We start from the raw sequence: 24,440 nt of genomic DNA on the forward strand, positions 1-24,440 counted from the left end.
TCTACACTTTTCCTTTTTAGGAAATGAAAAGAATATTTGTAAGTTGTTGCGAGATATCGATTGTACTGTGTAAAATGAACAAAGAGATTAATTGATAGAAAGCTGGAAAGGGAATGATAGACGTGAGAGCGGAGCGATCACCTTTTATCAGGTGAACTATTATAGTCTTATTAAGACTGAGGTGAAATTCCGTGGATATTAAAGTAATACATAGTGTGAACAGGCCTTAAAAAACACGAAGTAGTATACTTAAAGATGGATATGGAATTGCTAAATAATTCAAAAAGAATAATGTAATATCAAGTAATAATTTGTACAAACAATATTAATGATCTTCGTAAAAAAGATGCGAGTGTATAGAACAATTACATATTTTATAACTTTTTTATATTACACGATGGTCGTTTATAAGTAGGAGGAAGAGATGTTGAAATATAGTAAATTAGCAATTGTAACTACATTATCAATGATTTTATTAGCCGGTTGTTTCGGCCCGAAACCAGAAGAAGAATTATATGTAGCGTTTGAAAACGCTGCTAAACAAGAAAAAACAATGTTTGAAGATGCAAAAAAACTTGAGACTTTAGAGAAAGAAGGACAAGAATTATATAACCAGATTGTTCAAGAAGGAAAAGATAATAATCAAACTGTTAAAGAAAAACTGAATCAAGCAGTGAAAAATACAACTGAACGAGAAAAAGTGCTTACAAAAGAAAAAGAAGTTTTAAATAAAGCGCAAGAAGAAGTGAAGTCAGCTGATAAGTATGTGAAGAAAATTGAAGATAAGAAATTGAAAGATCAAGCTGATAAAGTGAAAAGCACGTATGAGAAACGCCACGATTCATTTAATAAAATGTATGACAGCTATAACAAATCTTTAAAACAAGAAAAAGAGTTATATACAATGTTACAAGATAAAGGTACTAAATTAAAAGATATTAGTGAAAAAGTAAAAGTAGTAAATCAATCTTATAAGGATATTGAGTCAGAAAAAGATAAATTTAATGAATTTACAAAGTCTTATAATACAGAAAAAGTAGCTTTTTATAAACAAGCAAATATTAAAATTAAAGAAGAGAAAAAATAAAACAGTTTGGCCTACACTTGGCCAAACTGTTTTATTTTTTTGTATAAGTACGACTATACCATGGAACAGGCTCACTTAATTTTTTTTCTTGTTTTAATGCTTCAGGACCAATATAATCTTGAAGTGTTTTTTTTGCTACTGTTAAAGATAAGGTTGTTTTCGGATTTCGATAGGAGGATTCAAGATGACCAAGATGCGGTAGAATTCGAAAATCTTCTTTCGTAGGAGGGATGTGGAAAAAATAATCGCCTAAACGTATAAGGACATCAGATTGTTGTTGGCTAAAACGTGGGTTTCTAGAAAAATGCAATCCTTCTTTAATTGCTTTTTTTTCAGCGATCAAACGTTCTAAAGCTGTCTTTTTTAACCAGTATAAATATTTAGGATTAGTAGCTGCTTTAGCATGACGATTCACAACGAAAATAGATTGAGCTAGTCGATTAATAGAATGTTGGTTTTGTAATTGAGATTGTGGTTGTGAAGGTTTCATATTGAATCTCCTTTCAATTTTTCATTATTATACCATAAATAAAATAGGTATTTATTATACGCAAAAAGTGATTGTATATATTTTCAATATTAAAGCAATATTGTTACAAAAAACAACTATTTTGTATAATAGTAATAGAATATGTTTTTGAAATTTGATAATGAAAGAGTGAGAAGATTGAAAGAAATATTAAAACAACAGTATGCCATTATAGATATTGGATCTAATACAATGCGTTTAGTTATTTATGAAAAGCAAAATGGAGGTTTTTATAAAGAGATTGAAAATACGAAAGTTGTTGCTAGGTTAAGGAATTACTTAATTGATGGTGTATTGAATGAAGAGGGAATAGAAGTATTATTACAGACATTATTTCAATTTCAAGAAAGTACAAGATTCCATCAGTTGCATCATGTACTTTGTGTTGCAACAGCAACAATTAGACAGTCGGAGAATCAAGAGGAAATTAAAAAGCTTGTTGAAGGACAAACGGACTTTACTCTTAGAGTATTATCAGAGTATGAGGAAGCGCGTTACGGATACTTGGCGGTTATGAATTCTACATCGTTTTCAGAAGGAATAACGGTAGATATTGGTGGGGGAAGTACGGAAGTTACATACTTTAGAAATAGAGAGATTTTAGAGTACCATAGTTTTCCTTTTGGGGCACTTTCTTTAAAGCAACAATTTATTAAAGGTGATATTCCTACTAAAGATGAGTTAGAGGGAATGCAACAGTATTTAGAGTTTCAATTTCGAAAGTTACCATGGTTAATCAATAAGAAATTGCCTCTTATTGCAATTGGTGGTAGTGCTAGGAACTTAGTAAAAATCCATCAAAATTTAATATGTTATCCTATAGCAGGATTACATTTATACAAGATGAAAGAAGAAGATATTGAAAGTGTAAAAGAGGAATTGGAAAAATTGTCGTTCATAGAACTTCAGAAATTGGAAGGATTAGCAAAAGATCGAGCAGATACGATTATTCCAGCGGTTGAAGTATTTCATACACTTGTTAATGTTATAGAGGCACCGGCATTTGTATTAAGTAGAAAAGGGTTAAGAGAAGGTGTTTTCTATGAAGAGTTGACAAAAGATTTGGGGATTTCATATTATCCGAACGTAGTTGAAGAAAGTTTGCATTTACTATCACATGAATACGAAATGGACATGGAATTTGTTATTCAACTTATTAAACATGGAAGATTAATTTGCAAACAACTTGAGGAAATAGGGCTTATTTCTATGACAGTAAAAGACTGGGAAGTGTTCCATCAAGCTGCGAAAGTATTTAATATAGGCAAATATATAGACGAAGAAGCGAGCCGTTTACATACGTTTTATTTATTAGCGAATAAGACAATTGATGGCATGATGCATAAAGATCGAGTAAGGCTAGCGCTTATTGCATCGTATAAATCAAAAATGTTATTTAAACAACATTTATCTCCATTTGAAGGTTGGTTTGATAAAAGCGAACAAAAAAAAATCCGCCTGTTAGGAGCTGTTTTACAATTTTCAGCTACTTTAAATGTAAGGCAACGATCGCTTATTGATACCATATCTATAACAGAAAGCGAAGAGGGATTAACGTTTAAAGTTTTATGTGAACAATCGGCATTAGCAGAAAAAGTACAAGCTGAAAAACAAAAAAAACAGTTAGAAAGAGTATTAAAAACGAATATTAATTTATTATTTGAACTAAAACATTAGGTTGTACGGATGTCTTTACGAAAAATTTACACTTTGTAATATTGTAATTTGATAAAATGAAATTAACTAAATTATAGTAAAAAAGTTTCAAGGGGAAGTGTGAAGAGAATGGAATTATTGAAGGGGAATGCAGTAAATTTAAATGATACAGCTTATTACAATAATCGAGAGTTAAGTTGGTTAGCATTTAATGAACGTGTCTTACAAGAAGCGCAAGATGCAAATAATCCACTTTTGGAAAGATTGAAATTTATTAGTATTTTTAGTTCGAATTTAGATGAATTTTTTATGGTACGTGTAGCGGGATTAAAGGATCAAGTGAGTGCTGGATTTAATCAACCAGAAAATAAAGCTGGCTTAACACCGAAAAAGCAATTAAATAAAATTGCGATAAAAGCCCATGCACTAATGACAGTACAATATGATACATTTAAAAATTATGTATTACCAGCGCTTGAGTTAGAGGGAATTGAACGTTTAACATTCAATGATTTGACGAAAGAGCAGCGAGAATTTATAGAAGAGTATTTTGACGAGCAAATTTTTCCGGTGTTAACTCCTGTAGCTATTGATGCATATCGCCCATTTCCAATGTTATTAAACAAAAGTTTGAATTTGGCTACTCTTTTATATGATGAGAAGCAAGCGGAAGAAGAAAACAGGACGAAGTTAGGGATTGTACAAGTTCCTTCATTACTTGAGCGCTTCATAATTTTACCGAGCGAAGGGCAAAAGCATAAATTTATTTTATTAGAAGACGTAATTAGTAGCTTTACTCATAAATTATTTACGGGATATACAGTATCATCTGTTACTCGTTTCCGTATTACACGCAATGCAGATTTAACGATTCATGAAGAAGGTGCGAGAGATTTATTAAAGGTAATTGAAAAAGAATTAAAAAAGCGTAAGTGGGGGGCTGCTGTACGTTTAGAAGTTGGGAAAGAACACATTGATGAAAGAGTATTAGCGTTATTATATGAGGTTCTGGAAGTAAAAGATGAAGATGTATATATAATGGATGGCCCATTAGATTTGACATGTTTGTTTTCTTTATATAAAAAACTAGCTCCTTTATATGAACATCTTGTATATCCAGCTCTTATTCCGCAACCGCCTCAAGATTTAGGTGATGAAGAAGATGTATTTGAAAAAGCAATTGAGCATGATATTTTATTACATCATCCTTTTGAATCATTTCAGCCGGTAGTTGATTTTGTCCGTGATGCGGCAGACGATCCGAATGTACTTGCGATTAAACAAACGTTATATCGTGTAAGTGGTGATTCACCGATTATTCAGGCGTTAAAGATAGCGGCTGAAAAGGGAAAACAAGTGACGGTATTAGTTGAATTAAAGGCAAGGTTTGATGAAGAAAACAATGTTCACTGGGCTAAAGAATTGGAACAGGCAGGCTGTCATGTTATTTACGGTGTCAGTCACTTGAAAACACATAGTAAAATTACGCTAGTTGTAAGGAGAAAAAACGGAAAAATCGAAAGGTTCGTACATCTGGGAACTGGGAACTATAATGATGCAACAGCGAAGTTATATACTGATTTTGGATATATTACATCAAGAAAAGATTTTGGGGTCGATGCAACCAATTTCTTTAATTATTTAAGTGGTTATACAACAAAGCCACATTTTCATCATTTATCGGTTGCTCCATTTGATATAAGAGAGCAATTTATGGATTTAATAGATGAAGAAATCCGTTATCATAGGCAATATGGAAATGGATATATTATCGCTAAGATGAATTCATTAACAGATAAACCGTTAATAAAAAAAATGTACGAAGCATCACAAGCTGGAGTAAAGGTAGAGCTCATTGTTCGAGGAACATGTTGCCTACGACCTGGTATTCCAAATGTAAGTGAAAATATTCGTGTAGTTAGTGTTGTTGGAAGATATTTAGAACATAGCCGTATTTATTATTTCCATCATAATGGGGAGGAGAAAATATATTTATCTTCAGCTGATTTGATGACGCGAAATATGGAGAAGCGAGTGGAAATATCTTTCCCGATATTAGATATTGAAATGAAGGCACGAATTAAGGCGATTTTACAGCTTACATTAGCTGATAATGTGAAAACACGTGAACAAAATAAAGATGGTGATTACTATTATGTTATTAATGGTAGTACAGAAGAAATTGATAGCCAAGTGAAGTTGTTTAAGATGGCGTATCAAAATACAGACGCTGAATAATGAAAAAAAGTAAAAACCTCTTATGTCCATAAGAGGTTTTTACTTTTTTCTACTCATATGCTCCAAAAATGGAAGGATGAGTAGAAACAATAGTTTTATTATAAGCGTGTAATGAGATGGCTCGTTGAGAGAATAATATTTGAAAGAATCGTTACTTTAACCTAGTAATAGTATGGTTGCTGACATGGTCCACCGTAACAAGGATAAGGTGCTGGCGGCGGGAAAGGTGGTGGATAAGGTGGATAAAATGGTCGAGGGCCGAAAGCTAATGCTCCGCCGAGCAATCCACCAGCAATTCCAGCTAGAAAGGGAACGCCAAAAAACGGGAAGAAGCGTGAGTCGCCTACTGGACCAATAGGTGCTGAACGGACTGGAATTGGTTGATAATATGAATACATGAACATACCTCCTTTATTGGACTCACTTTTATCATATGGTAAACGAAACATGGATGAGCGCGTACAAGAAAGGATATGTAAGAAAATAGGCGAATTATTACGAATGTTGGAGTGTGAAAATTGTGATTTCAGGTTTTGACATGAAACGAAATGGGACACGTGTTCTTCCAAGACCTCGATTGACATAGAGAGTTAAATCCTGCATCGTATAGAAGCCTTCAATATAGTCTTTGGCGAGTGATGGTGTAATAATAGCACCTAAAAAAGGAATTTGTACTTGTCCGCCATGGCTATGACCAGAAAGTTGCAAGTTGATTGGATATTTAGAAATTTGCGGCGCGATATCTGGCTCGTGAACAAGAACGATGTTATAAGTATTTTGCCGTGCATGTTGTAATGTTTTCTCTATTTTTGGTTTGCCTAGTAGTATATCATCGAGACCGAAAATAGAAATTTCACTATTATCCATTAGACGAATTCTTTTTTCACTATTTAGCAATAGTTCAAATCCTGATTCACGCATGATGTGCTCATAGTATTCAGTTCCATATCCACCGTGATCATGGTTACCATAAATAGCGAATTTACCGAAGGGGGCTTGTATATTTTTTAAAATGGATGCGACAAAAGGAGTATCAGTATACGTTTGATAATTATCAATGAGATCTCCGGTAAAAAGGACAATATCTGGATTTACAGCATTAATTTTAGAAACAACTTGAGATAAATGTTGAAGCGAGAAATAGTATCCGAGATGTAAATCGCTGAATTGAAGAATTTTCATACCATGAAAACTTTTTGGGATGAGTTGTGATTTTAATGTGTGCTGTGTAAAAGAAATGAAATGGGGTTCTATATATTTAGCATAGTAGTATCCGATGCCACTGGTTATAAATGAATAGAGACAAGTACGCATACCAATTTTCAAAAAATTTCTTCTTGTAATGTGCGTCATAAAAATATGAGTATACCTCAATGTTTTTATTCCATTTACAGGCTACTCAAATCTCCTTTCAGTTTATTTAAAAATATATTTTACATAATAAAAAATTAGTATAGATTACGAAAAAAATGAATAAAAAGAAAGTTCTTTACATTAAAATATCAGAAAAGTTTAAAAATATAAAGATTTCTATTAAATAAAGTGATAAAATGAATGTGTATTCATTTTTTGGAGGGGATGTATGTGAAAGAAAAGGTAGTTATTATAACAGGTGGATCGAGTGGAATGGGAAAAGGAATGGCGACTCGCTTTGCAAAAGAAGGGGCACGAGTTGTTATTACAGGACGTACAAAAGAAAAACTAGAGGAAACAAAGTTGGAAATTGAACAATTTCCAGGGCAAGTATTACCTGTACAAATGGATGTAAGAAATACGGATGACATTCAGAAAATGATTGAACAGATTGATGAGAAGTTTGGTCGAATTGATGTTTTAATAAATAATGCAGCTGGAAACTTTATTTGTCCAGCAGAAGATTTATCCGTGAATGGCTGGAATTCGGTCATTAATATTGTATTAAACGGTACATTTTACTGTAGCCATGCTGTCGGAAAATATTGGATTGAAAAAGGTATAAAAGGGAATATCATTAATATGGTAGCAACATATGCATGGGATGCAGGTCCAGGAGTTATTCATTCGGCTGCAGCGAAGGCAGGAGTATTAGCGATGACGAAGACGCTCGCTGTTGAGTGGGGACGTAAATATGGAATACGAGTTAACGCTATCGCTCCAGGACCAATTGAACGTACGGGCGGTGCTGATAAATTATGGATTTCAGAAGAAATGGCTAAGCGTACGATACAAAGTGTTCCGCTTGGAAGGCTGGGTACGCCAGAAGAAATCGCTGGTCTAGCTTATTATTTATGCTCAGATGAAGCTGCGTACATAAATGGAACTTGCATGACAATGGATGGAGGACAACATTTACATCAATATCCATTTTAAAAGGGATAAAAAAATGAATGTTTGATTCATTTTTTTACGGTTAAATGTGACGGAATTGTGACATATGAAAGAAAAGTGTTTACAAGAGGTCATATATACGTTATATTTAAGACCTCTTTTTTCTTCATAGTAGAATTGCTAATTCCCCTTAGCATTTTACCCCTCTAATCCCTTCAGGAAAACTGAAGGGATTTTTTATTATTTTTCCGTAAATATCATGTTATAATTTTTGAAAAGTAAAGGGAGGGAAGCACGTTGATAGATGCATTAGATGTAATGAGTAACTTGGATAAAGTCCTTCCTTATTATCAAGCTATTTTTAGTGCTGATGAGCATACTGTAATTGGATATGAAGTAGTAGGACGTATTCAAACAGAAGAGGGCATACAAAGTTTAGCTTCTTTCTTTCACGATGATTCGATTCCAAGTGAATTTCAACTGGAAGCGGATAATATTATAGTAGAAAAAGCTTTAAATCGTTATTTAGAAAGCGATCAAAAATTATTATTATTTATACATCGGAATGCTAATGTATTAATGAATGATGATGATGAAAGCTTGCTTCAACTTTTATTGAGGTATGAAGAACAAGGTTTAAATTTAAAACAAATTGTTTTAGAGATTACAGAGCATGAATGTAAAGAAGATATAGAGCAATTTAATCATTTGCTTATGTATTATCGTACATATGGTATTCAAATTTCGATTAATAAAGTCGGAACGGGTACAAGTAATTTAGAGCGTATTAGCGTGTTAGCACCTGATATTTTAAAAGTAGATTTAACGAACTTAAGGCAAACAGCACTTTTACAATCTTATCAAGATATTTTATATTCTTTATCATTACTTGCTAGAAGAATTGGTGCAACTTTATTATATGAAGAAATAGATGCTTTTTATCAACTGCAATATGCTTGGAAGAACGGCGGAAGATATTATCAAGGTAATTATTTAAAAGAATGTTTACCTGATTTTATTGAAACGAATGTTTTGAAAGAGCGACTAGGTAATGAATGTCATCAGTTTATTCAGCATGAAAAGAAGAAGTTACAAAAAATTTATAATTTAACAGAGATGTTACGCGATCGCATTGGCGATGTTTTATCAAAACAAAAAAAGAATGAAGATATAAATGATTGGTTATTACAATTTAGTCAAAGTGTATCACAGTGTAGTTTTCGTATATTTATTTGTAATGAAGATGGTTTCCAACAATCAGGAAATGTTATGAAAAAAGATGGAGAATGGATTGTGATGCCGGATTATTATATGAAGAACTGGAGCTGGCGCCCGTATTTTCTCGAGAATATAATGAAAATGCGTTTTGAGAATAAGGCGAGGCTTTCAGATTTATATGCAGATATTGAAACGGGAGAAATGGTACGAACATTTTCTTTCCCGATTGATGATGACAACTTTTTATTTATAGATTTATCTTATGAATATTTATATGAAGAAGATGTTTTATTTTAATGCACGAAGAAATTCGTGCATTTTTTGTTTGTTTTTATCATAAATTGGTAATAGTGAAAATGGTGATGAAAATGCTGTCTATCGTTGTAAAGATTTTACGAACGAAATCTGTCCTTTCTTTGCATAATCATTGTTACAATGAATACTACAAAGACAAGTTCTTTTAAAAGGAAGGTGAAAAAATGAGGAAATATGGAATATGGCTTGTTCTATTTGTATGTGTTGCCTTTCTAGTTGGTTATAGTGTTACGACTGTTTTAGGAAAAGAGGAAGTGGAAGTCGATCGGAAAGAAGTATTTACAACGATACAAAAAGGCTATGAAACCCAGTTTTCAATTCGTGGGAAGCATTTGCCGATGAATAAGATGATAGAGACGTTATCACCGTATTTTACAGATAATTTCCTTCAAGTATTTACAGATGAAAATAGCAGAAGTGATAAACAAAGTGGTGAATATTTACTTCCGGCAAAAGAAGCACCGTTTTCTTTTAATTCAGAAACGAAAATGTCGTATGATGAAGAACATAAAAATTTATATGTATATGAGCGGACAAAAAGTGGACAATATCAAATTGTAACATTGAAAAGGGATCAAGATAAATGGAAGTTAGCAGGATATCATGAAAGTCAGGAACTTTTAACTGAAATAAAAAGGTTACAACAATTATAAAGTGAAACTTTTAATCAGTGGGTGGGAGTTTTACTACCTACAAATAGCGGGATAAGAATAGGAATAGGTATTTACCTATTCCTATTCTATATTGAGTAGTTGTTGTAACTTTTCAATTTGAAAACCTGCAACTACTTCGCCATCAATTACGACTGTTGGAGTTGAATAAGAATCATAGTCGTATAAAAGACGATTGCGAGCAGCAGCGTCTTTTTTTACGTCAAATTCTTCATATGCAACGTTATTATGCTTCAAAAATTCTTTTACAATAACACATGGCGGACAATCGGGTTGTGTATAAACCTCAATTTTTTTCATTGTAATTCCTCCTTTTTTCTGTTTTTTATTATATTCTTCCAGTATAAAAACCGCAATAATGAAGGAGAAATATGTTCTTTCTGTTTTTTCCTTCGCATTTCGACAAATTTTTAGTTGAGTTTCTGGCCAATAACCTTTATCCTAGAGTGTGGAACATTTTTTCTGTTATGACGGATAGAATGAGTATAGCTGTAAAACCTATTGGTAGGAAGATCAGAGAAAGGAGAGATTTCATGTCTCTACTCCAAGGAATTTTAACTCGACTTGTTAGTCTACAAGAACAAGCTGAAAGCGGTGAAGTAGCACAACGCTATTTTGAAGTGAACGGTGAGCGCAAATGTAGCGTGAAATTTTTCGATAAAAGTGAAATGTATGAGTTAGAAGTGTATCAACAAGGTGAAAAACCTCAAGTATATCAATTCGATAATATCGACATGGTTGCAATTGAGATTTACGATATCATTTCTTGATACATATAAAAAAGGTACTGCCACATGGCAGTACCTTTTTTAGTTCTATTACTTTCTAGCATAATGTATAGAAGTTTTTTATTTTTCCTACAATGGTATTAAAATGAAAATTTAATCCGTGCAAGTTTGCTTATCCATGTGGATAATTAGTCCCGTCAACCGGGTGAATATGTGAAGCTAAACTTCTCACTATTGCTGGGTTTTGCAAATAGCGGGAGAAATATAACTAGGAGGTTATCGTATGGAACGTTTACCAGTTGTGATTTGTCCTAATTGTCAAAGTTCTGCTGAGATTATTCATGTATTAACGGCTCAATCTAATCAAAATGTAATTTATACGTGCCAAGTTTGTCACTTTGTAATTCGAAATATTGAAACGAATAAAGGATAGGAAGTTATAATTTTAGTTTTTGTCCCATACAATGAGAATACGAAAAGTCTGTCTAATTGAAAGGACGTGACTCTGTGGACGGTGCACATAAATTTTACAATGTTTCAGAGAGACATTTAAATTTTGATATGGTCTTTAACCGTATTTGTAGTTTCATTGAAAAGGATCCGCGAAATTTGTATCGATTATCCATTGGGACAGACTCGCAAGCGCATCAAAAGGATACGAGGTTTATTACAGCAATCCATATTCATCGTGTTGGAAAAGGTGCCTGGGGTTGTTTACACCATAGATCAGTAAAAGATAAGCCAGCGACCTTACGTGAGAAAATATATTTAGAAACGCAGTTTAGTCAAGAAATCGCATGTCTATTTACGCCTACTCATATACAAACAATATGGGAGTTATTGCATCCTTATGCTCAAGATGGGGCTGGATTCATAATGGAAATTCATTTAGACATTGGGAATGATGGCTTAACAAAAGAATTTATTTTAGATATGACAGAAAAAATTCGAGCGATGGGATTAACTGCAAAAATTAAGCCGGATGCTTATGCGGCGTTTAGCTATGCAAATCGATATACGAAATGATTTTTTTGTATGTGTACGATTGTTACATATCTTTTAATAAAAACTGAATATTACATCTATTAAATAGGTTGAATTTTTTATATAATAAGAGTAACGATGCGAGTGTAAGGAGAGGGGTATATGCAAAGGGAAGTTGTTTTAACGAAGGAAGAAGAAAGTTTACTACTAGATATTTTATTTCAGCAAAATTACGCAAGTGAAATTTTAGCTGTGGAACTTACAGATATTGAGAATGGTTTGAAACAGACAGATGTGATGCAATATAAAAAAATCACAAGGTTATTTTACAGATTAAAAAATAAAGGGTATTAAGCGCTACCGGAATGGTAGTCTTTTTTTTGTGCGGTATGCTAAAATATCTGTGTGATTGTATTTTTATTGAAATAAATTTAGGACAAAATAATAATATGAAAACGCTGTCATAAAATGTGAATAGAGTTGTGAACATAAGCAGGAAAAAGGGAAAATGGGGGATGTAATATGATTAGTATTCCGAAAGACGAATTTCAACAAATTCTTGTGAAGGATTTAATGATTTCATCGGAAAAAGTAGCTCATGTCCAAATTGGAAATAGTTTAGAACATGCTTTACTTGTTCTTGTAAAATCTGGATATTCAGCGATACCTGTCTTAGATCCAATGTATAAACTACATGGTTTGATTAGTACTGCCATGATATTAGATGGTATGTTAGGATTAGAACGTATTGAGTTTGAAAGGCTCGATGATATGAAAGTAGAGCAGGTGATGAAAGAAGATATACCTGTTCTTAAATTAGACGATTCATTTGCAAAAGCTTTAGAAATGACAATTGATCATCCTTTTATTTGCGCTGTTAATGAAGAAGGCTATTTTGAGGGGATTTTAACACGTCGGGCTATTTTAAAATTGTTGAATAAGAAAGTAAGGCAACATAATCGATAAAGTGAAAAAAGTGACTTCATAGAAACGAAGAAGTCACTTTTTTTCGTGCATATCACTTGTGTATGTATTATATTTAAAAAGACATAAAACATAAGGAAAGTTTGCGCTGGACAATTGTATTTTCTGAATGAAAGCATTCGGATAAATTAAGGATGAAAAGCTTATTGAAATAAGGTGTATGGAAGCTAAGGAAAGAGGGAGAAAGTTGCAAATTGATGATTTTCAAATGATGGTTGTGTTAGCTCAGGAATCAAATATGAGAAAAGCGGCGGAACGTTTATTTGTTTCCCAACCTGCGCTGAGTCAACGATTACAATCTATGGAGAAACAATGGGGAATGAAGTTTTTTATTCGCTCACAAAAAGGATTGACAATTACACCTGAAGGGGAAAAAGTTGCAAATTATGCCAAAGAAATGTTGCAAAGGGAAGAAGATATAAAAAGTGAGCTGGCTGTTTTCAGAACGGAAACTCATGGAACGTTAAAAATAGCTGTTGCATCAGTTATTGGTCAATATTGGCTCCCTCCTGTTTTGAAAAAGTTTGTGCATAAATATCCTTCTGTAAAGATATCGCTGTTTACTGGATGGAGTAGTGAAGTGCAAAAGCAGTTTTATGAAGGAGACGTGCATGTTGCTATACTGAGGGGAACACAAGAATATAAAGGTCAGAAGCAACAATTATTTGAAGATGAACTGTATTTAGTTGATAAAGAAATAAAAGATATTTCGATGTTAAAAGAAACAAATAGGCCGTTCATTCAATTTAAAAGTGACTCGACTTATTATGGACAAATACAAAATTGGTGGTATGGTTTATTTTCTAATCCGCCTAAGCGAACGATTGTAGTTGACCAAATTGAAACATGTAAACAACTTGTTTTAAATGGTATAGGTTATGCCCTTTTACCTTCTACTGTTTTAAAGGAAGTACAGGAAAATATGTATAAAACACCTGTTCAACTGACGAGAGAAACATGGTTGTTAACAAGTGACTCGGCAAGGCAGTTGAAGCAAGTACAAGCATTTTTAGAAATTATAGAAGAAATTCAAAGGGAAAAATAAGATTATTATCTTGCTACTCGCTCTTTCGTTTGGTAGAGTAACATTATAAATGGATTTAGGAGGCAACAAGAATGAAAATGATGGACGCTAACGAAATTATTTCGTTTATTCAAAAAAGTGAAAAGAAAACTCCTGTAAAGGTATACATAAAAGGGGATTTAAAAGAAGTAACATTCCCTGAAACAGTACAAGCATTTGTGAATAAAAAATCAGGTGTATTATTCGGAGAATGGTCTGAAATTAAGACAATTCTTGATGAGAATAATAAGCACATCGTTGACTACGTTGTAGAAAACGATCGTCGTAATTCTGCAATCCCAATGCTTGATTTAAAAGGTATTAAAGCTCGCATCGAGCCAGGTGCTATTATTCGTGACCATGTTGAAATTGGTGACAACGCTGTAATTATGATGAATGCAACAATTAACATTGGTGCTGTAATTGGTGAAGGTTCTATGATCGACATGAACGCAGTACTTGGTGGACGTGCAACAGTCGGTAAAAACTGTCACGTAGGTGCAGGTGCTGTACTTGCAGGTGTTATTGAGCCACCTTCTGCAAAACCAGTTATCGTTGAAGATGATGTAGTAATCGGTGCAAATGTAGTTGTTTTAGAGGGTGTTACAGTAGGTAAAGGTGCAGTTGTAGCAGCGGGAGCTGTTGTAACAGAAGATGTACCTCCATACACAGTTGTTGCAGGTACTCCAGCACGTGTAATCAAAGAAATTGATGAGAAGACAAAAGCAAAAACAGAAATTAAACAAGAGCTTCGTCAATTAAACCCAGAGAAATAAAAAGTAAAAAAAGCGTAAGAGCGTAAATGGGCTCTTACGCTTTTTATAGATAGAGGTGCAAAAATGACAGTAAGCAAATTTGTCCAAATTCGTAGAGATCTACATAGAATTCCAGAAATCGGATTTAAGGAATGGAAAACACAACAGTATATTTTAGATTATATAGGAACACTTTCTCATGAATTTGTGGAAGTGAAGACATGGAAAACGGGTGTAATCGTTAAAGTAAATGGAAAAAATCCCGAAAAAATAATAGGTTATCGTGCAGATATAGACGGTTTACCAATTACAGAGGAAACTGGATACGAGTTTGCTTCTATTCACGAAGGAATGATGCATGCATGTGGCCATGATGTACATACAACAATCGGTTTAGGCCTTCTAACGAAAGCTGTGAGCGAAAGAATAGATGATGACCTTGTATTTCTATTCCAGCCAGCAGAAGAAGGACCAGGCGGTGCTCTTCCTATGTTAGAAAGTGAAGAGTTAAAAGAATGGAAACCGAATATAATTCTTGGTCTTCATATTGCACCAGAATACGCTGTGGGGACAATTGCAACGAAAGAAGGACTGTTATTTGCCAATACTTCAGAATTATATATTGATTTAAAAGGGAAAGGTGGCCATGCTGCCTATCCGCATACTGCAAATGACATGATTGTTGCAGCGAGTCATCTTGTTACACAGCTACAATCCGTTATTAGTCGCAATGTAAATCCTCTTGATAGTGCAGTAATTACAATCGGGAAAATTACTGGTGGTACGGTTCAAAATATTATTGCAGAAAAATCTCGTTTAGAAGGAACGATTCGAACATTATCAGTGGAATCAATGAAGCGTGTGAAAAGCAGAATTGAGTCAATTGTTGCAGGTATCGAAGCTTCTTTCCAGTGTGAGGCGATTATAGATTACGGAGCAATGTATCATCAAGTATATAACCATGAAGAGTTAACGAGAGAGTTTATGGAATTTGTACATAAACAAACTGATATGAATGTTATTACATGTACTGAGGCAATGACGGGTGAAGATTTTGGTTATATGCTTCGAGAAATCCCTGGATTTATGTTTTGGCTTGGAGTAAATTCAGAATATGGTTTACATCATGCAAAATTAAAACCAGACGAAGAAGTGATTGAAAAGGCAATTACATTTTTAAGCCAATATGTAAAGTGGAAAGGGAATAGAAAATAAAACTTCCACTTTCTTGAAGGTTCCAAAAAACTTTTTGTTCTGAGGTGTAAGTAACGCTCGTATAGATTGATTTTAGACATTTATATACAAATGGAAGAATTAAAGTTAATTGTACTGTTTTAATAATGAGCAGGGGGTTTAGCCACTGCTCATTATTAATTATTTGACTAACTTATATATGTTTACTTTTAGTATGAAAAGTGTGTAAAATCAATGTGAAACATAGAAAAAAGGGTGGGGAATTACGTGCAAATTAGCAGTGCGATTTTATGTTTCGTCTTATATGCGTATGTTATTATTGCGGCGGTTTATTTTGGGATAAGTTTTTATGCCTATCGTCTAGTAGATAATAATGAATATGACGAAACATACAAATGGGTGAAGAGATATTTATCACCTGTACTAGAAATTATGAATGGGTTTGTGCTCTTTTTATTTATTGGATTAATTGCTTTTTCAACGAGTTTAGTAGGGAATAAAACTACGTTATTTGTATTGGGTATCATTATTTTTATGTTGTTAGGAATAAGGATTGGTAATACGGTCTTTTGGAATGAAAGAAAAGTAGATGGTTGGACGGGAATGTTAATTCCGTGCATGTTAGCTGCAATCGTGACAAATATAGAGCATGAATATTATCAATTACATTTTTGGCTTATTATCGTTTTAACAATTCTTTCTGTTTTGTATATAAGCACAGTAGTACTAACATATATTGCACATGAAAAAGGAGATGTTAAAGGCACTCGTTTCTTTAGAGGACGGGCATTATTTTGGAGTGTGCCGACGATGGTAGTTATCGCGCTTATTGCGATATTAGTAAATGGATATCAATTTTCTAATTGGCAACTATTTTTAGAAAATTGGTGGATCTTTATCTTTTCGTTTATTGCTTTTTTAGGTGCAACGCATTATTTATTCCATCAACATCATTACATATGGGCGTTGTTATTTGCATTCACACAGCTTCTATTTGCCTTTTTTGGTCAAGAAACATTATTATTCGTTTTTGAAACATTTAGTTCTTTTGGAAATATATTTGTATTTGCTATGCTACTTGTTGGTATCGCTTTTTACTTGCAACAATATTTTTATATACAAAAACAAAAATAAGAGCTAATCATAGTTTTTGTGACGCATATAAAGTGTGTTACACTGAAAATAAATAGTACTTGAAGTTATTGGAGGAATTCCCGTGGGTGAGAAAGAAAAAGAATTTGCTGTCATTGGACTTGGTCGCTTTGGTGGAAGTATTTGCCGAGAACTAGCTCAATTAGGTATGGAAGTAATGGCAATCGATTCAGATGAGGATAAAATTAATGAATTTGCAAATATAGCTTCGCATGCTGTAATTGCAGATTCAACAGATGAGATGGTATTAAAAAGCCTTGGTATTCGAAATTTTGATCACGTAGTCGTTGCTATTGGAGATAATTTAAATTCAAGTATTTTAACGACTTTGATTTTGAAAGAGTTGGGTGTAAAAAATATTACTGTAAAAGCTCAAAATGATTATCATGAAAAAGTGTTAAGTAAAATAGGTGCAGATCATATTGTGCATCCAGAACGTGATATGGGAAAAAGGATTGCTAATAATATTGCATCAAGCAATGTGCTAGACTACCTTGAGCTTTCAGATGAGCATAGTATTGTAGAGATTATTGCGAATAAAAAAATTGATGGGCACTCTTTAATTGAATTAGATATTCGTGCGAAGTTTGGATTGAATATTGTAGCAATTAAACGAGGCAAAGAAGTTATCGTATCCCCTCGAGCTACGGAGAATATTCAAGCAGGAGATATATTAATTGTCATTGGTCATGACGATGAAGTGGATCGATTTAAACACTTTTTAAGATAAGAGAAAAGAAAAGGACAATGCCTTCATGGCATTGTCCTTTTTCTTATATTTCCATAATGATTGGTAAAATCATTGGACGGCGTTTCGTTTTCTCATATAGGAATGGAGCTAATGTGTCTGTAATTTCATTTTTAATTTCAGACCATTGTGTTGTTTTACGCTCCATTACTTTTTCTAAATGAGTTGTAATTAATGTTTGTGCATCATTGATTAAATCGCTACTTTCACGCATGTAAACGAAACCGCGTGAGATGATATCAGGTCCTGCTGCAACTTTAAATTCTTTCATATCAATGCTTACAACTACAATTACAAGTCCTTCTTCAGAAAGGATACGACGATCGCGTAATACGATATTGCCAATATCTCCAATACCGTTTCCATCAATGTAGACCGAACCAGATGGGATTTTTCCAGCTACGCTAGCTTCATCCGAACGTAAAGCAAGAACATCGCCATTATCCATAATGAAGCAATTTTCTTCAGGGATGCCACAATCATTTGCTATGTTCATGTGCATACGCTGCATACGATATTCACCATGAATTGGCATGAAGTACTTCGGTTTAATTAGACGTAACATTAATTTTTGTTCTTCTTGTCCACCGTGTCCACTTGTATGGATATTTGAAAGTTTCCCATGAATTACATCAGCGCCAGCGCGGTACAACATGTTAATTGTACGACTTACGCTAATTGTATTTCCTGGAATTGGTGAAGAAGAGAAAACAACTGTATCTCCAGGAATAATTTGAATTTGGCGGTGTGTACCGTTTGCAATACGTGAAAGTGCTGCCATCGGTTCACCTTGACTACCTGTACATAAAATAACAACTTTATTAGCTGGTAAGCGGTTTAGTTGAGATGCATCTATGAATGTATCTTTCGGGCAACGAATATAACCAAGGTTTTGTCCAATTTCAATCGCTGCTTCCATACTTCGACCAAACACAGCTACTTTACGGTTGTTTTCAACAGCAGCTTCAACAACTTGTTGTAAGCGGTGAATATTTGATGCAAAGGTTGCGAATATAATCCGTCCTTCTACTTTACGGAAAATGTCTTGAATGCTATCACCAACGCGACGCTCAGACATAGTAAAGTTTGGAACTTCACTGTTCGTACTATCAGATAATAGACATAGTACGCCATCTTTACCGATTTCAGCCATTTTTGTTAAATCAGCTGGTTCACCAACTGGTGTGAAGTCAAATTTGAAGTCACCTGTATGAACAACTTGACCTTGAGGTGTTTTCACAACAACGCCGTACGAATCTGGAATACTGTGAGTTGTACGGAAGAAGGATACAGACGTTTTTTTGAATTTAATAACGTCATCTTCTTGAATCTCGTAAAGTTTTGCTTTACGAAGTAAGCCGTGTTCTTCTAATTTGTTTTTGATGAGTGCAATTGCTAATTTTCCGCCGTAAATTGGAATGTTCACTTGACGTAATAGGTAAGGGATTCCGCCGATATGATCTTCGTGACCATGTGTAATGAATAACCCTTTAATTTTATCTTCGTTTCGCACAAAATAAGTGTAGTCTGGTATTACATAATCGATTCCGAGAAGTTCGTCCTCTGGAAATTTAATTCCAGCATCAATTATAATAATTTCATCTTGAAATTGAACAGCGTATGTATTTTTACCGATTTCACCAAGCCCACCGAGAGCAAATACAGCAACTTGGTCGTTTTTTAGAAATTTCATATCGCTATACGATTTCCGCTAATGTTAAATCAGCGTTTTCTTTTTCATATTCAAGATGAGCGCCAGTAACAGACTGAACAAACTCGATATTATATGCGAACTTATTTAATTTTGTACGAACATCCTTTTCAGACGTAGCCTCTAAATATAAAACTTTTGTATTTTCACGTACTGGAACCTCAGTTAATTTTTCTTGATAAAATACTTTAAAAATCATTTGGAAAACCTCTCCTTGTCTATGTTTTGCATTATCTGTTACTTATTATAAAGCAAACAGTCACGATTTTCATGTTTTTTCGAATGAGAATGAAGAAAAAGCCCGAAATGGGCACAATTTAAGCGACTGTCTTTTTACGGACTAGACCATTTAAATAACGCTTGAGCTTTTTCTTCAGCTTCTTCAGCATGATTACTCCTTCCTTTCCTTATTTTAAACATGCCTATTACTAGTGAAAACTCTATCTCTGATATAAGAGATAGGACAAAAGTGAATGGTGAATCTTGTCCTTTCCCATACAGTGAAAGTTATTCTATAGTAACGATCAGTAGCCGTTAGTTATAGGTATAGTATGAGGAAGAATGGAAAAGAAAATTCATCCGAACAAGTATCTACATGTTTTACTAATATATATATGCAAAGTTTACAAATAAGGTCAGAAAGGGAACGCTTTCTTCACAGATGTTTAATATGTTATACTTTTTTTTAGAATTTGAAAAGTGATATTCAAAATAGGAATATAGAGTCTCAGAAAGGATTTTGACAAATGAATGATAAAATTGTCTTTTTTGATATTGATGGAACATTATTAGATCATGATAAAAAAATTCCGCAATCTACACGAGATGCAGTAAAACAGTTACAAGAAAAAGGTGTACATGTAGCAATTGCGACAGGGCGCGCGCCATTTATGTTCGAAGATATTCGTAAGGAACTTAATATACATAATTATGTTAGTTTTAATGGACAATATGTTGTCTTTGAAGATGAGGTAATATTTAATAATCCGTTACATCCAGATGCTTTACATAAGTTTACTCAGTTTGCAAAACAAGAAGGATATCCACTTGTATATCTTGACCATCAAGATATGAGAGCATCAGTGGAATATCATGATTATGTGAAAGAAGGCTTTGGAAGCTTAAACTTTGAGCATCCAGCATATGAGCCTAATTTTTATGAGGAACGTAATATTTATCAAACACTACTTTTTTGTGAAGTAAATGAAGAGGAAAAGTTTATTAATCATTATCCAGATTTCCATTTTATTCGTTGGCATGCATATTCAATGGATATCATTCCGAATGGTGGTTCTAAGGCAAAAGGAATTGAGAAATACATTGAAAAGTTAGGTTTTAATCGTGATCAAGTGTATGCATTTGGAGATGGCTTAAATGATTTAGAAATGATCGAAGCCGTTGGCACAGGTATTGTGATGGGAAATGGCCATGAAGACTTGAAAAAACTTGCAAATCATGTGACAAAGGATGTTAATGAAGACGGTATATATCATGGACTAAAGTGGGCTGGATTGCTATAAGTGAATATGGAACCCATTTAATAATAAAAAGGCGGAAGATTAACTTCCGCCTTTTTATTATTATCGCTCTAGAGGTTTGGAATCATCAGGAGCGGCAAAAGGATTTTCTTTATTGATATGGTCATAGAACATAACGCCATTTAAATGATCAATCTCGTGTTGGAATACGATTGCTGGTAAACCTTTTAAACGTAATTTTACTTCTTCTCCGTTAATAGAAGTTGCTTTTACTGTAATTCTTGTATAACGAGGAACATAACCAGGTACTTCGCGGTCTACAGATAGACAGCCTTCACCACCCTGTAAATATGTACGTTCAACAGAATGGCTAATGATTTTTGGATTGAATAATGCATGGCTATATAATGTACCATCCGCATCGGTTACATGAACTGCAATCATTTTTTTTGAAACACCGATTTGCGGAGCCGCTAATCCGATTCCAGGGCGTAAACTATATTTTTCAGCCATTTCAGGATCTTGGCTATTTATTACGAATTCAATCATTTCTTTTAAGGTAGTTGTATCTTCTTCGCTTGCCGGTAAGGACACCTCTTCTGCAACGTTGCGCAAAATAGGATCTCCTTCGCGAATAACATCTTTCATTGTAAGCATATGTAATCTCTCCTTTCCTCTTTAGTCTACCAAAGGAGATGGAAAAAGTCATCGGCAAGAAAGGGAAGGCATTTTGGAAATCGTTCTATTATAGAGTAGTTATGTATGTGATAAACAGAAAAAGACGGCAAAGCCGTCTTTTTCTTTCCATAGTTGTTTCGTTTTACAATTAGCGAATGCAAGCAGCACCAACGATAATTAAAAGAATAAACAACACAACGATTAAGGCGAAGCCGCGTCCAGACCCGCCACAAGAACCGCCATAACCGTAGGAAGGATATGAACAAGTTGGATAGCAATATGAGTATCCGTACATGAGATGACCTCCTTTATCATTTCCCGCTAATACTGCGGTTACTATAATGTATGGAAGAGAGGGTAGAAATGTATAGGTATTTACCTAAAAAAGGAAGAGTAGTTTGTATATTTTTGTTACGAAGAGAGAAAAACTAAAGAGAATTAAATCGTTTACATATTATTCTAAGAGAAAAAATAAGTGAAAAAGGGAATAATATAACAGTAGGTCAATGCTTACTAATACAGATGTAAAAAATAAAAACACGTTTGTGTAGTAGAAACCTGCATATTATTTATAAAAAAACGTATTCAAAGTAATTGACATCGTAATTAGAATAGTTGTAAACTAAAAAACGTGATCAAGATTGTATTAATATGTTTCTGAAAAAACATTAGTACAGATTGTTAGGTACACAAAATTATTCTCAACCGACATACAAACATGTTGGTTTACATCGTTGCGCTTTTTAAACTGGAAAATAGCCAGTGAAAGCGTTTCAGAATATGGTTCAAGAGAGGAAGAGGTGAACGGAATGGGTACTAAAACAAAAAAGACCCTATTTAATGTTGATGAGCAAATGAAAGCTATCGCAGCTCAATTTGAAACATTACAAATTTTAAATGAAAACGGTGAAGTTGTGAATGAAGCAGCTATGCCTGAATTATCTGATGATCAATTAAAAGAATTAATGCGTCGTATGGTGTATACTCGCGTATTAGATCAACGTTCTATTTCTTTAAACCGTCAAGGACGTTTAGGTTTCTACGCACCTACAGCTGGACAAGAAGCTTCTCAATTAGCAAGTCATTTCGCACTTGAAGCAGAAGACTTCATCTTACCAGGATACCGTGATGTACCACAATTAGTATGGCACGGATTACCATTATACCAAGCATTCTTATTCTCTCGTGGACACTTCATGGGTAACCAAATGCCTGAGAATGTAAATGCATTAGCTCCACAGATCATTATCGGTGCGCAAATCATCCAAACTGCTGGTGTTGCGTTAGGTATGAAACTACGTGGTAAAAAATCTGTTGCAATTACTTACACTGGTGACGGTGGTGCTTCACAAGGTGACTTCTACGAAGGTATGAACTTTGCAGGTGCATTCAAAGCTCCAGCAATCTTCGTTGTTCAAAACAACCGTTATGCAATCTCTACTCCAGTAGAAAAGCAATCTGCAGCTAAAACTGTAGCACAAAAAGCAGTAGCAGCAGGTATTTACGGAATTCAAGTAGACGGTATGGATCCATTAGCTGTATACGCAGCAACTGCTTTCGCTCGTGAGCGCGCAGTAAATGGCGAAGGCCCTACTTTAATCGAGACTTTAACATTCCGTTACGGTCCACATACAATGGCTGGTGATGACCCAACTCGTTACCGTACAAAAGATATCGAAAACGAATGGGAACAAAAAGACCCAATCGTACGCTTCCGTAAGTTCTTAGAAGCTAAAGGCCTATGGTCTCAAGAAGTTGAAGAGACAGTAATCGAAGAAGCAAAAGAAGATATCAAACAAGCAATTGCTAAGGCTGACCAAGCTCCAAAACAAAAAGTAACTGATTTAATGGAAATCATGTACGAAAAAATGCCTTACAACTTAGCTGAACAATATGAAATCTACAAAGAAAAGGAGTCGAAGTAAGCCATGGCTCAAATGACAATGATTCAAGCAATCACTGATGCTTTACGCGTTGAAATGAAAAATGACCCTAATGTACTTGTATTTGGTGAAGACGTTGGTGTAAACGGCGGTGTATTCCGTGCTACTGAAGGTTTACAAGCTGAATTTGGTGAAGATCGTGTAATGGATACTCCACTTGCAGAGTCTGGTATTGGTGGACTTGCAGTTGGTCTTGCACTTGAAGGATTCCGTCCAGTTCCAGAAATCCAATTCTTCGGTTTCGTTTATGAAGTAATGGATTCAATTTCTGGTCAATTAGCTCGTATGCGTTACCGTTCTGGTGGACGTTGGACTGCTCCAGTAACAGTTCGTTCTCCATTCGGTGGTGGTGTTCATACTCCTGAACTTCATGCTGATAGCTTAGAAGGATTAGTGGCTCAACAACCTGGTCTAAAAGTTGTTATTCCATCTACTCCATACGATGCTAAAGGTCTTTTAATCTCTGCGATTCGTGACAACGATCCAGTTATCTACTTAGAGCATATGAAATTGTACCGTTCATTCCGTCAAGAGGTACCAGAAGGTGATTACACAATTGATTTAGGTAAAGCTGATATCAAACGTGAAGGTACAGATGTATCTGTTATCGCTTACGGTGCTATGGTTCACGCTGCATTAAAAGCTGCTGAAGAACTTGAAAAAGAAGGTATCTCTTTAGAGGTTGTTGACTTACGTACAGTTCAACCATTAGATATCGAAACAATCATCGCTTCTGTTGAAAAAACAGGTCGCGTAGTTGTAGTTCAAGAAGCTCAAAAACAAGCTGGTATTGCAGCTAACGTTGTAGCGGAAATTAACGACCGTGCAATCTTAAACTTAGAAGCTCCAGTTGTACGTGTTGCAGCTGCTGATACAGTATTCCCATTCTCTCAAGCAGAGAGCGTATGGTTACCAAACCACAAAGATATTGTTGAAGCTGTAAACAAAGTAATGAACTTCTAATTTTTAGCTTTTCATGTGCAAAAGAAATCAGCACATGC

The 24,440-nt window shown here is 34.3% G+C and carries 28 protein-coding genes; 20 read left to right on the forward strand and 8 right to left on the reverse strand.

Going from position 1 to position 24,440, the window contains the following annotated elements:
- Positions 1-424: 424 nt before the first annotated feature.
- A complete protein-coding gene (locus MR168_RS05540; protein WP_000922498.1) occupies positions 425-1,087 on the forward strand; it encodes a YkyA family protein in 663 nt (220 codons plus the stop codon).
- A gap of 31 nt (positions 1,088-1,118) precedes the next feature.
- Here the strand turns inward: MR168_RS05540 and MR168_RS05545 are convergent, their stop codons facing one another.
- Positions 1,119-1,577 (reverse strand): YkyB family protein, encoded by a 459-nt coding sequence (locus MR168_RS05545; RefSeq protein ID WP_000804864.1) that lies wholly within the window; start codon positions 1,575-1,577, stop codon positions 1,119-1,121.
- 141 nt (positions 1,578-1,718) lie between these two features.
- Between MR168_RS05545 and ppx the strand changes: the two genes are divergently transcribed.
- Complete coding sequence (gene ppx, locus MR168_RS05550) at positions 1,719-3,293, forward strand: exopolyphosphatase (protein ID WP_242291202.1); 1,575 nt, start codon at positions 1,719-1,721, stop codon at positions 3,291-3,293.
- A gap of 108 nt (positions 3,294-3,401) precedes the next feature.
- A complete protein-coding gene (locus MR168_RS05555) occupies positions 3,402-5,510 on the forward strand; it encodes a polyphosphate kinase (protein ID WP_000421680.1) in 2,109 nt (702 codons plus the stop codon).
- Between the two features lie 161 nt (positions 5,511-5,671).
- Here the strand turns inward: MR168_RS05555 and MR168_RS05560 are convergent, their stop codons facing one another.
- Positions 5,672-5,908, reverse strand: a complete 237-nt coding sequence (locus tag MR168_RS05560; RefSeq protein ID WP_140159388.1) for a hypothetical protein — start codon at positions 5,906-5,908, stop codon at positions 5,672-5,674.
- Positions 5,909-6,005: 97 nt separating this feature from the next.
- Positions 6,006-6,863 (reverse strand): metallophosphoesterase, encoded by an 858-nt coding sequence (locus MR168_RS05565; RefSeq protein WP_002024756.1) that lies wholly within the window; start codon positions 6,861-6,863, stop codon positions 6,006-6,008.
- A gap of 231 nt (positions 6,864-7,094) precedes the next feature.
- Between MR168_RS05565 and fadH the strand changes: the two genes are divergently transcribed.
- The 4 genes from fadH to MR168_RS05585 all read left to right on the forward strand — a co-directional run bounded on the left by fadH (position 7,095) and on the right by MR168_RS05585 (position 10,003).
- Positions 7,095-7,859, forward strand: coding sequence for a 2,4-dienoyl-CoA reductase (gene fadH, locus MR168_RS05570; protein WP_000660913.1), 765 nt, complete (start codon positions 7,095-7,097; stop codon positions 7,857-7,859).
- 255 nt (positions 7,860-8,114) lie between these two features.
- A complete protein-coding gene (locus tag MR168_RS05575) occupies positions 8,115-9,332 on the forward strand; it encodes an EAL domain-containing protein (protein WP_000564306.1) in 1,218 nt (405 codons plus the stop codon).
- Positions 9,332-9,499, forward strand: coding sequence for a hypothetical protein (locus MR168_RS05580; RefSeq protein ID WP_003279784.1), 168 nt, complete (start codon positions 9,332-9,334; stop codon positions 9,497-9,499). Before MR168_RS05575 ends, MR168_RS05580 begins: the two co-directional genes overlap by 1 nt.
- 15 nt (positions 9,500-9,514) lie before the next feature.
- Positions 9,515-10,003: a DUF3993 domain-containing protein gene (locus MR168_RS05585; RefSeq protein ID WP_001233804.1), complete on the forward strand. Its 489-nt coding sequence runs from the start codon at positions 9,515-9,517 to the stop codon at positions 10,001-10,003.
- 81 nt (positions 10,004-10,084) lie between these two features.
- Here MR168_RS05585 and MR168_RS05590 read toward each other — a convergent pair whose 3' ends face one another.
- The gene (locus MR168_RS05590) at positions 10,085-10,321 is read right to left on the reverse strand and encodes a glutaredoxin family protein (RefSeq protein WP_000717875.1); all 237 of its coding nucleotides are present in this window, start codon (positions 10,319-10,321) and stop codon (positions 10,085-10,087) included.
- 233 nt (positions 10,322-10,554) lie between these two features.
- On the opposite strand from MR168_RS05590, the gene MR168_RS05595 reads away from it, so the two are divergent.
- From MR168_RS05595 to MR168_RS05640, 10 genes are all read left to right on the forward strand, one after another.
- Positions 10,555-10,791: a YkuJ family protein gene (locus MR168_RS05595; RefSeq protein WP_000055151.1), complete on the forward strand. Its 237-nt coding sequence runs from the start codon at positions 10,555-10,557 to the stop codon at positions 10,789-10,791.
- Between the two features lie 241 nt (positions 10,792-11,032).
- Positions 11,033-11,182, forward strand: a complete 150-nt coding sequence (locus MR168_RS05600; protein ID WP_000440540.1) for a hypothetical protein — start codon at positions 11,033-11,035, stop codon at positions 11,180-11,182.
- Between the two features lie 74 nt (positions 11,183-11,256).
- On the forward strand, positions 11,257-11,775 hold the full coding sequence (locus tag MR168_RS05605; protein ID WP_000348489.1) for a ribonuclease H-like YkuK family protein: 519 nt from the start codon (positions 11,257-11,259) through the stop codon (positions 11,773-11,775).
- Between the two features lie 120 nt (positions 11,776-11,895).
- Positions 11,896-12,087, forward strand: a complete 192-nt coding sequence (gene abbA, locus MR168_RS05610) for an antirepressor AbbA (RefSeq protein WP_001188692.1) — start codon at positions 11,896-11,898, stop codon at positions 12,085-12,087.
- 168 nt (positions 12,088-12,255) lie between these two features.
- The gene (gene cbpB / locus MR168_RS05615; RefSeq protein ID WP_000623579.1) at positions 12,256-12,699 is read left to right on the forward strand and encodes a cyclic-di-AMP-binding protein CbpB; all 444 of its coding nucleotides are present in this window, start codon (positions 12,256-12,258) and stop codon (positions 12,697-12,699) included.
- 178 nt (positions 12,700-12,877) lie between these two features.
- On the forward strand, positions 12,878-13,762 hold the full coding sequence (locus MR168_RS05620; RefSeq protein WP_001987174.1) for a LysR family transcriptional regulator: 885 nt from the start codon (positions 12,878-12,880) through the stop codon (positions 13,760-13,762).
- Between the two features lie 71 nt (positions 13,763-13,833).
- Positions 13,834-14,556: a 2,3,4,5-tetrahydropyridine-2,6-dicarboxylate N-acetyltransferase gene (dapD, locus tag MR168_RS05625; protein WP_000783241.1), complete on the forward strand. Its 723-nt coding sequence runs from the start codon at positions 13,834-13,836 to the stop codon at positions 14,554-14,556.
- Between the two features lie 63 nt (positions 14,557-14,619).
- Positions 14,620-15,750, forward strand: coding sequence for an N-acetyldiaminopimelate deacetylase (locus MR168_RS05630; protein WP_000218672.1), 1,131 nt, complete (start codon positions 14,620-14,622; stop codon positions 15,748-15,750).
- A 246-nt stretch (positions 15,751-15,996) separates the two neighbouring features.
- Positions 15,997-16,863, forward strand: a complete 867-nt coding sequence (locus tag MR168_RS05635; RefSeq protein WP_001167324.1) for a cytochrome c oxidase assembly protein — start codon at positions 15,997-15,999, stop codon at positions 16,861-16,863.
- An 82-nt stretch (positions 16,864-16,945) separates the two neighbouring features.
- Entirely contained in the window at positions 16,946-17,611 is a 666-nt protein-coding gene (locus MR168_RS05640; protein WP_000504032.1) for a potassium channel family protein, read from the forward strand.
- A gap of 43 nt (positions 17,612-17,654) precedes the next feature.
- On the opposite strand, the gene rnjA is transcribed toward MR168_RS05640, so the two are convergent.
- Both rnjA and MR168_RS05650 read right to left on the reverse strand, forming a co-directional pair.
- A complete protein-coding gene (gene rnjA / locus MR168_RS05645) occupies positions 17,655-19,322 on the reverse strand; it encodes a ribonuclease J1 (protein ID WP_000670377.1) in 1,668 nt (555 codons plus the stop codon).
- Positions 19,323-19,326: 4 nt separating this feature from the next.
- Positions 19,327-19,539, reverse strand: coding sequence for a DNA-dependent RNA polymerase subunit epsilon (locus MR168_RS05650; protein WP_000576435.1), 213 nt, complete (start codon positions 19,537-19,539; stop codon positions 19,327-19,329).
- Between the two features lie 547 nt (positions 19,540-20,086).
- On the opposite strand from MR168_RS05650, the gene MR168_RS05655 reads away from it, so the two are divergent.
- Positions 20,087-20,860 (forward strand): Cof-type HAD-IIB family hydrolase, encoded by a 774-nt coding sequence (locus tag MR168_RS05655; protein ID WP_000998275.1) that lies wholly within the window; start codon positions 20,087-20,089, stop codon positions 20,858-20,860.
- Positions 20,861-20,920: 60 nt separating this feature from the next.
- Here MR168_RS05655 and def read toward each other — a convergent pair whose 3' ends face one another.
- Together def and MR168_RS05665 are read right to left on the reverse strand one after the other, a co-directional pair.
- Positions 20,921-21,475 (reverse strand): peptide deformylase, encoded by a 555-nt coding sequence (gene def / locus MR168_RS05660; protein ID WP_000957048.1) that lies wholly within the window; start codon positions 21,473-21,475, stop codon positions 20,921-20,923.
- Positions 21,476-21,644: 169 nt separating this feature from the next.
- Positions 21,645-21,791, reverse strand: coding sequence for a YjcZ family sporulation protein (locus tag MR168_RS05665; protein WP_000274562.1), 147 nt, complete (start codon positions 21,789-21,791; stop codon positions 21,645-21,647).
- Positions 21,792-22,305: 514 nt separating this feature from the next.
- Here MR168_RS05665 and pdhA point away from each other — a divergent pair.
- Positions 22,306-23,421 carry a pyruvate dehydrogenase E1 component subunit alpha gene (gene pdhA, locus MR168_RS05670; RefSeq protein WP_000536895.1) on the forward strand — a complete coding sequence of 372 codons (1,116 nt, stop codon included), beginning with the start codon at positions 22,306-22,308 and terminating at the stop codon, positions 23,419-23,421.
- A 3-nt stretch (positions 23,422-23,424) separates the two neighbouring features.
- Positions 23,425-24,402, forward strand: a complete 978-nt coding sequence (pdhB, locus tag MR168_RS05675; RefSeq protein WP_000068168.1) for a pyruvate dehydrogenase complex E1 component subunit beta — start codon at positions 23,425-23,427, stop codon at positions 24,400-24,402.
- The last annotated feature ends 38 nt before the right edge of the window (positions 24,403-24,440 follow it).

Source organism: Bacillus cereus group sp. BfR-BA-01356, from assembly GCF_022663635.1.
Classification (GTDB): Bacteria; Bacillota; Bacilli; order Bacillales; family Bacillaceae_G; genus Bacillus_A; species Bacillus_A cereus.

Bases quoted from the DNA above. Each gene is read 5' to 3' on its own strand.
- MR168_RS05540 (WP_000922498.1), top strand. From the start codon at position 425: ATGTTGAAATATAGTAAATTAGCAATTGTAACTACATTATCAATGATT.
- MR168_RS05545 (WP_000804864.1), bottom strand. From the start codon at position 1,577: ATGAAACCTTCACAACCACAATCTCAATTACAAAACCAACATTCTATT.
- ppx (WP_242291202.1), top strand. From the start codon at position 1,719: ATGTTTTTGAAATTTGATAATGAAAGAGTGAGAAGATTGAAAGAAATA.
- MR168_RS05555 (WP_000421680.1), top strand. From the start codon at position 3,402: ATGGAATTATTGAAGGGGAATGCAGTAAATTTAAATGATACAGCTTAT.
- MR168_RS05560 (WP_140159388.1), bottom strand. From the start codon at position 5,908: ATGTATTCATATTATCAACCAATTCCAGTCCGTTCAGCACCTATTGGT.
- MR168_RS05565 (WP_002024756.1), bottom strand. From the start codon at position 6,863: ATGACGCACATTACAAGAAGAAATTTTTTGAAAATTGGTATGCGTACT.
- MR168_RS05580 (WP_003279784.1), top strand. From the start codon at position 9,332: ATGCACGAAGAAATTCGTGCATTTTTTGTTTGTTTTTATCATAAATTG.
- MR168_RS05585 (WP_001233804.1), top strand. From the start codon at position 9,515: ATGAGGAAATATGGAATATGGCTTGTTCTATTTGTATGTGTTGCCTTT.
- MR168_RS05590 (WP_000717875.1), bottom strand. From the start codon at position 10,321: ATGAAAAAAATTGAGGTTTATACACAACCCGATTGTCCGCCATGTGTT.
- MR168_RS05595 (WP_000055151.1), top strand. From the start codon at position 10,555: ATGTCTCTACTCCAAGGAATTTTAACTCGACTTGTTAGTCTACAAGAA.
- MR168_RS05600 (WP_000440540.1), top strand. From the start codon at position 11,033: ATGGAACGTTTACCAGTTGTGATTTGTCCTAATTGTCAAAGTTCTGCT.
- abbA (WP_001188692.1), top strand. From the start codon at position 11,896: ATGCAAAGGGAAGTTGTTTTAACGAAGGAAGAAGAAAGTTTACTACTA.
- cbpB (WP_000623579.1), top strand. From the start codon at position 12,256: ATGATTAGTATTCCGAAAGACGAATTTCAACAAATTCTTGTGAAGGAT.
- MR168_RS05620 (WP_001987174.1), top strand. From the start codon at position 12,878: ATGGAAGCTAAGGAAAGAGGGAGAAAGTTGCAAATTGATGATTTTCAA.
- dapD (WP_000783241.1), top strand. From the start codon at position 13,834: ATGAAAATGATGGACGCTAACGAAATTATTTCGTTTATTCAAAAAAGT.
- MR168_RS05630 (WP_000218672.1), top strand. From the start codon at position 14,620: ATGACAGTAAGCAAATTTGTCCAAATTCGTAGAGATCTACATAGAATT.
- rnjA (WP_000670377.1), bottom strand. From the start codon at position 19,322: ATGAAATTTCTAAAAAACGACCAAGTTGCTGTATTTGCTCTCGGTGGG.
- MR168_RS05650 (WP_000576435.1), bottom strand. From the start codon at position 19,539: ATGATTTTTAAAGTATTTTATCAAGAAAAATTAACTGAGGTTCCAGTA.
- MR168_RS05655 (WP_000998275.1), top strand. From the start codon at position 20,087: ATGAATGATAAAATTGTCTTTTTTGATATTGATGGAACATTATTAGAT.
- def (WP_000957048.1), bottom strand. From the start codon at position 21,475: ATGCTTACAATGAAAGATGTTATTCGCGAAGGAGATCCTATTTTGCGC.
- MR168_RS05665 (WP_000274562.1), bottom strand. From the start codon at position 21,791: ATGTACGGATACTCATATTGCTATCCAACTTGTTCATATCCTTCCTAC.
- pdhA (WP_000536895.1), top strand. From the start codon at position 22,306: ATGGGTACTAAAACAAAAAAGACCCTATTTAATGTTGATGAGCAAATG.
- pdhB (WP_000068168.1), top strand. From the start codon at position 23,425: ATGGCTCAAATGACAATGATTCAAGCAATCACTGATGCTTTACGCGTT.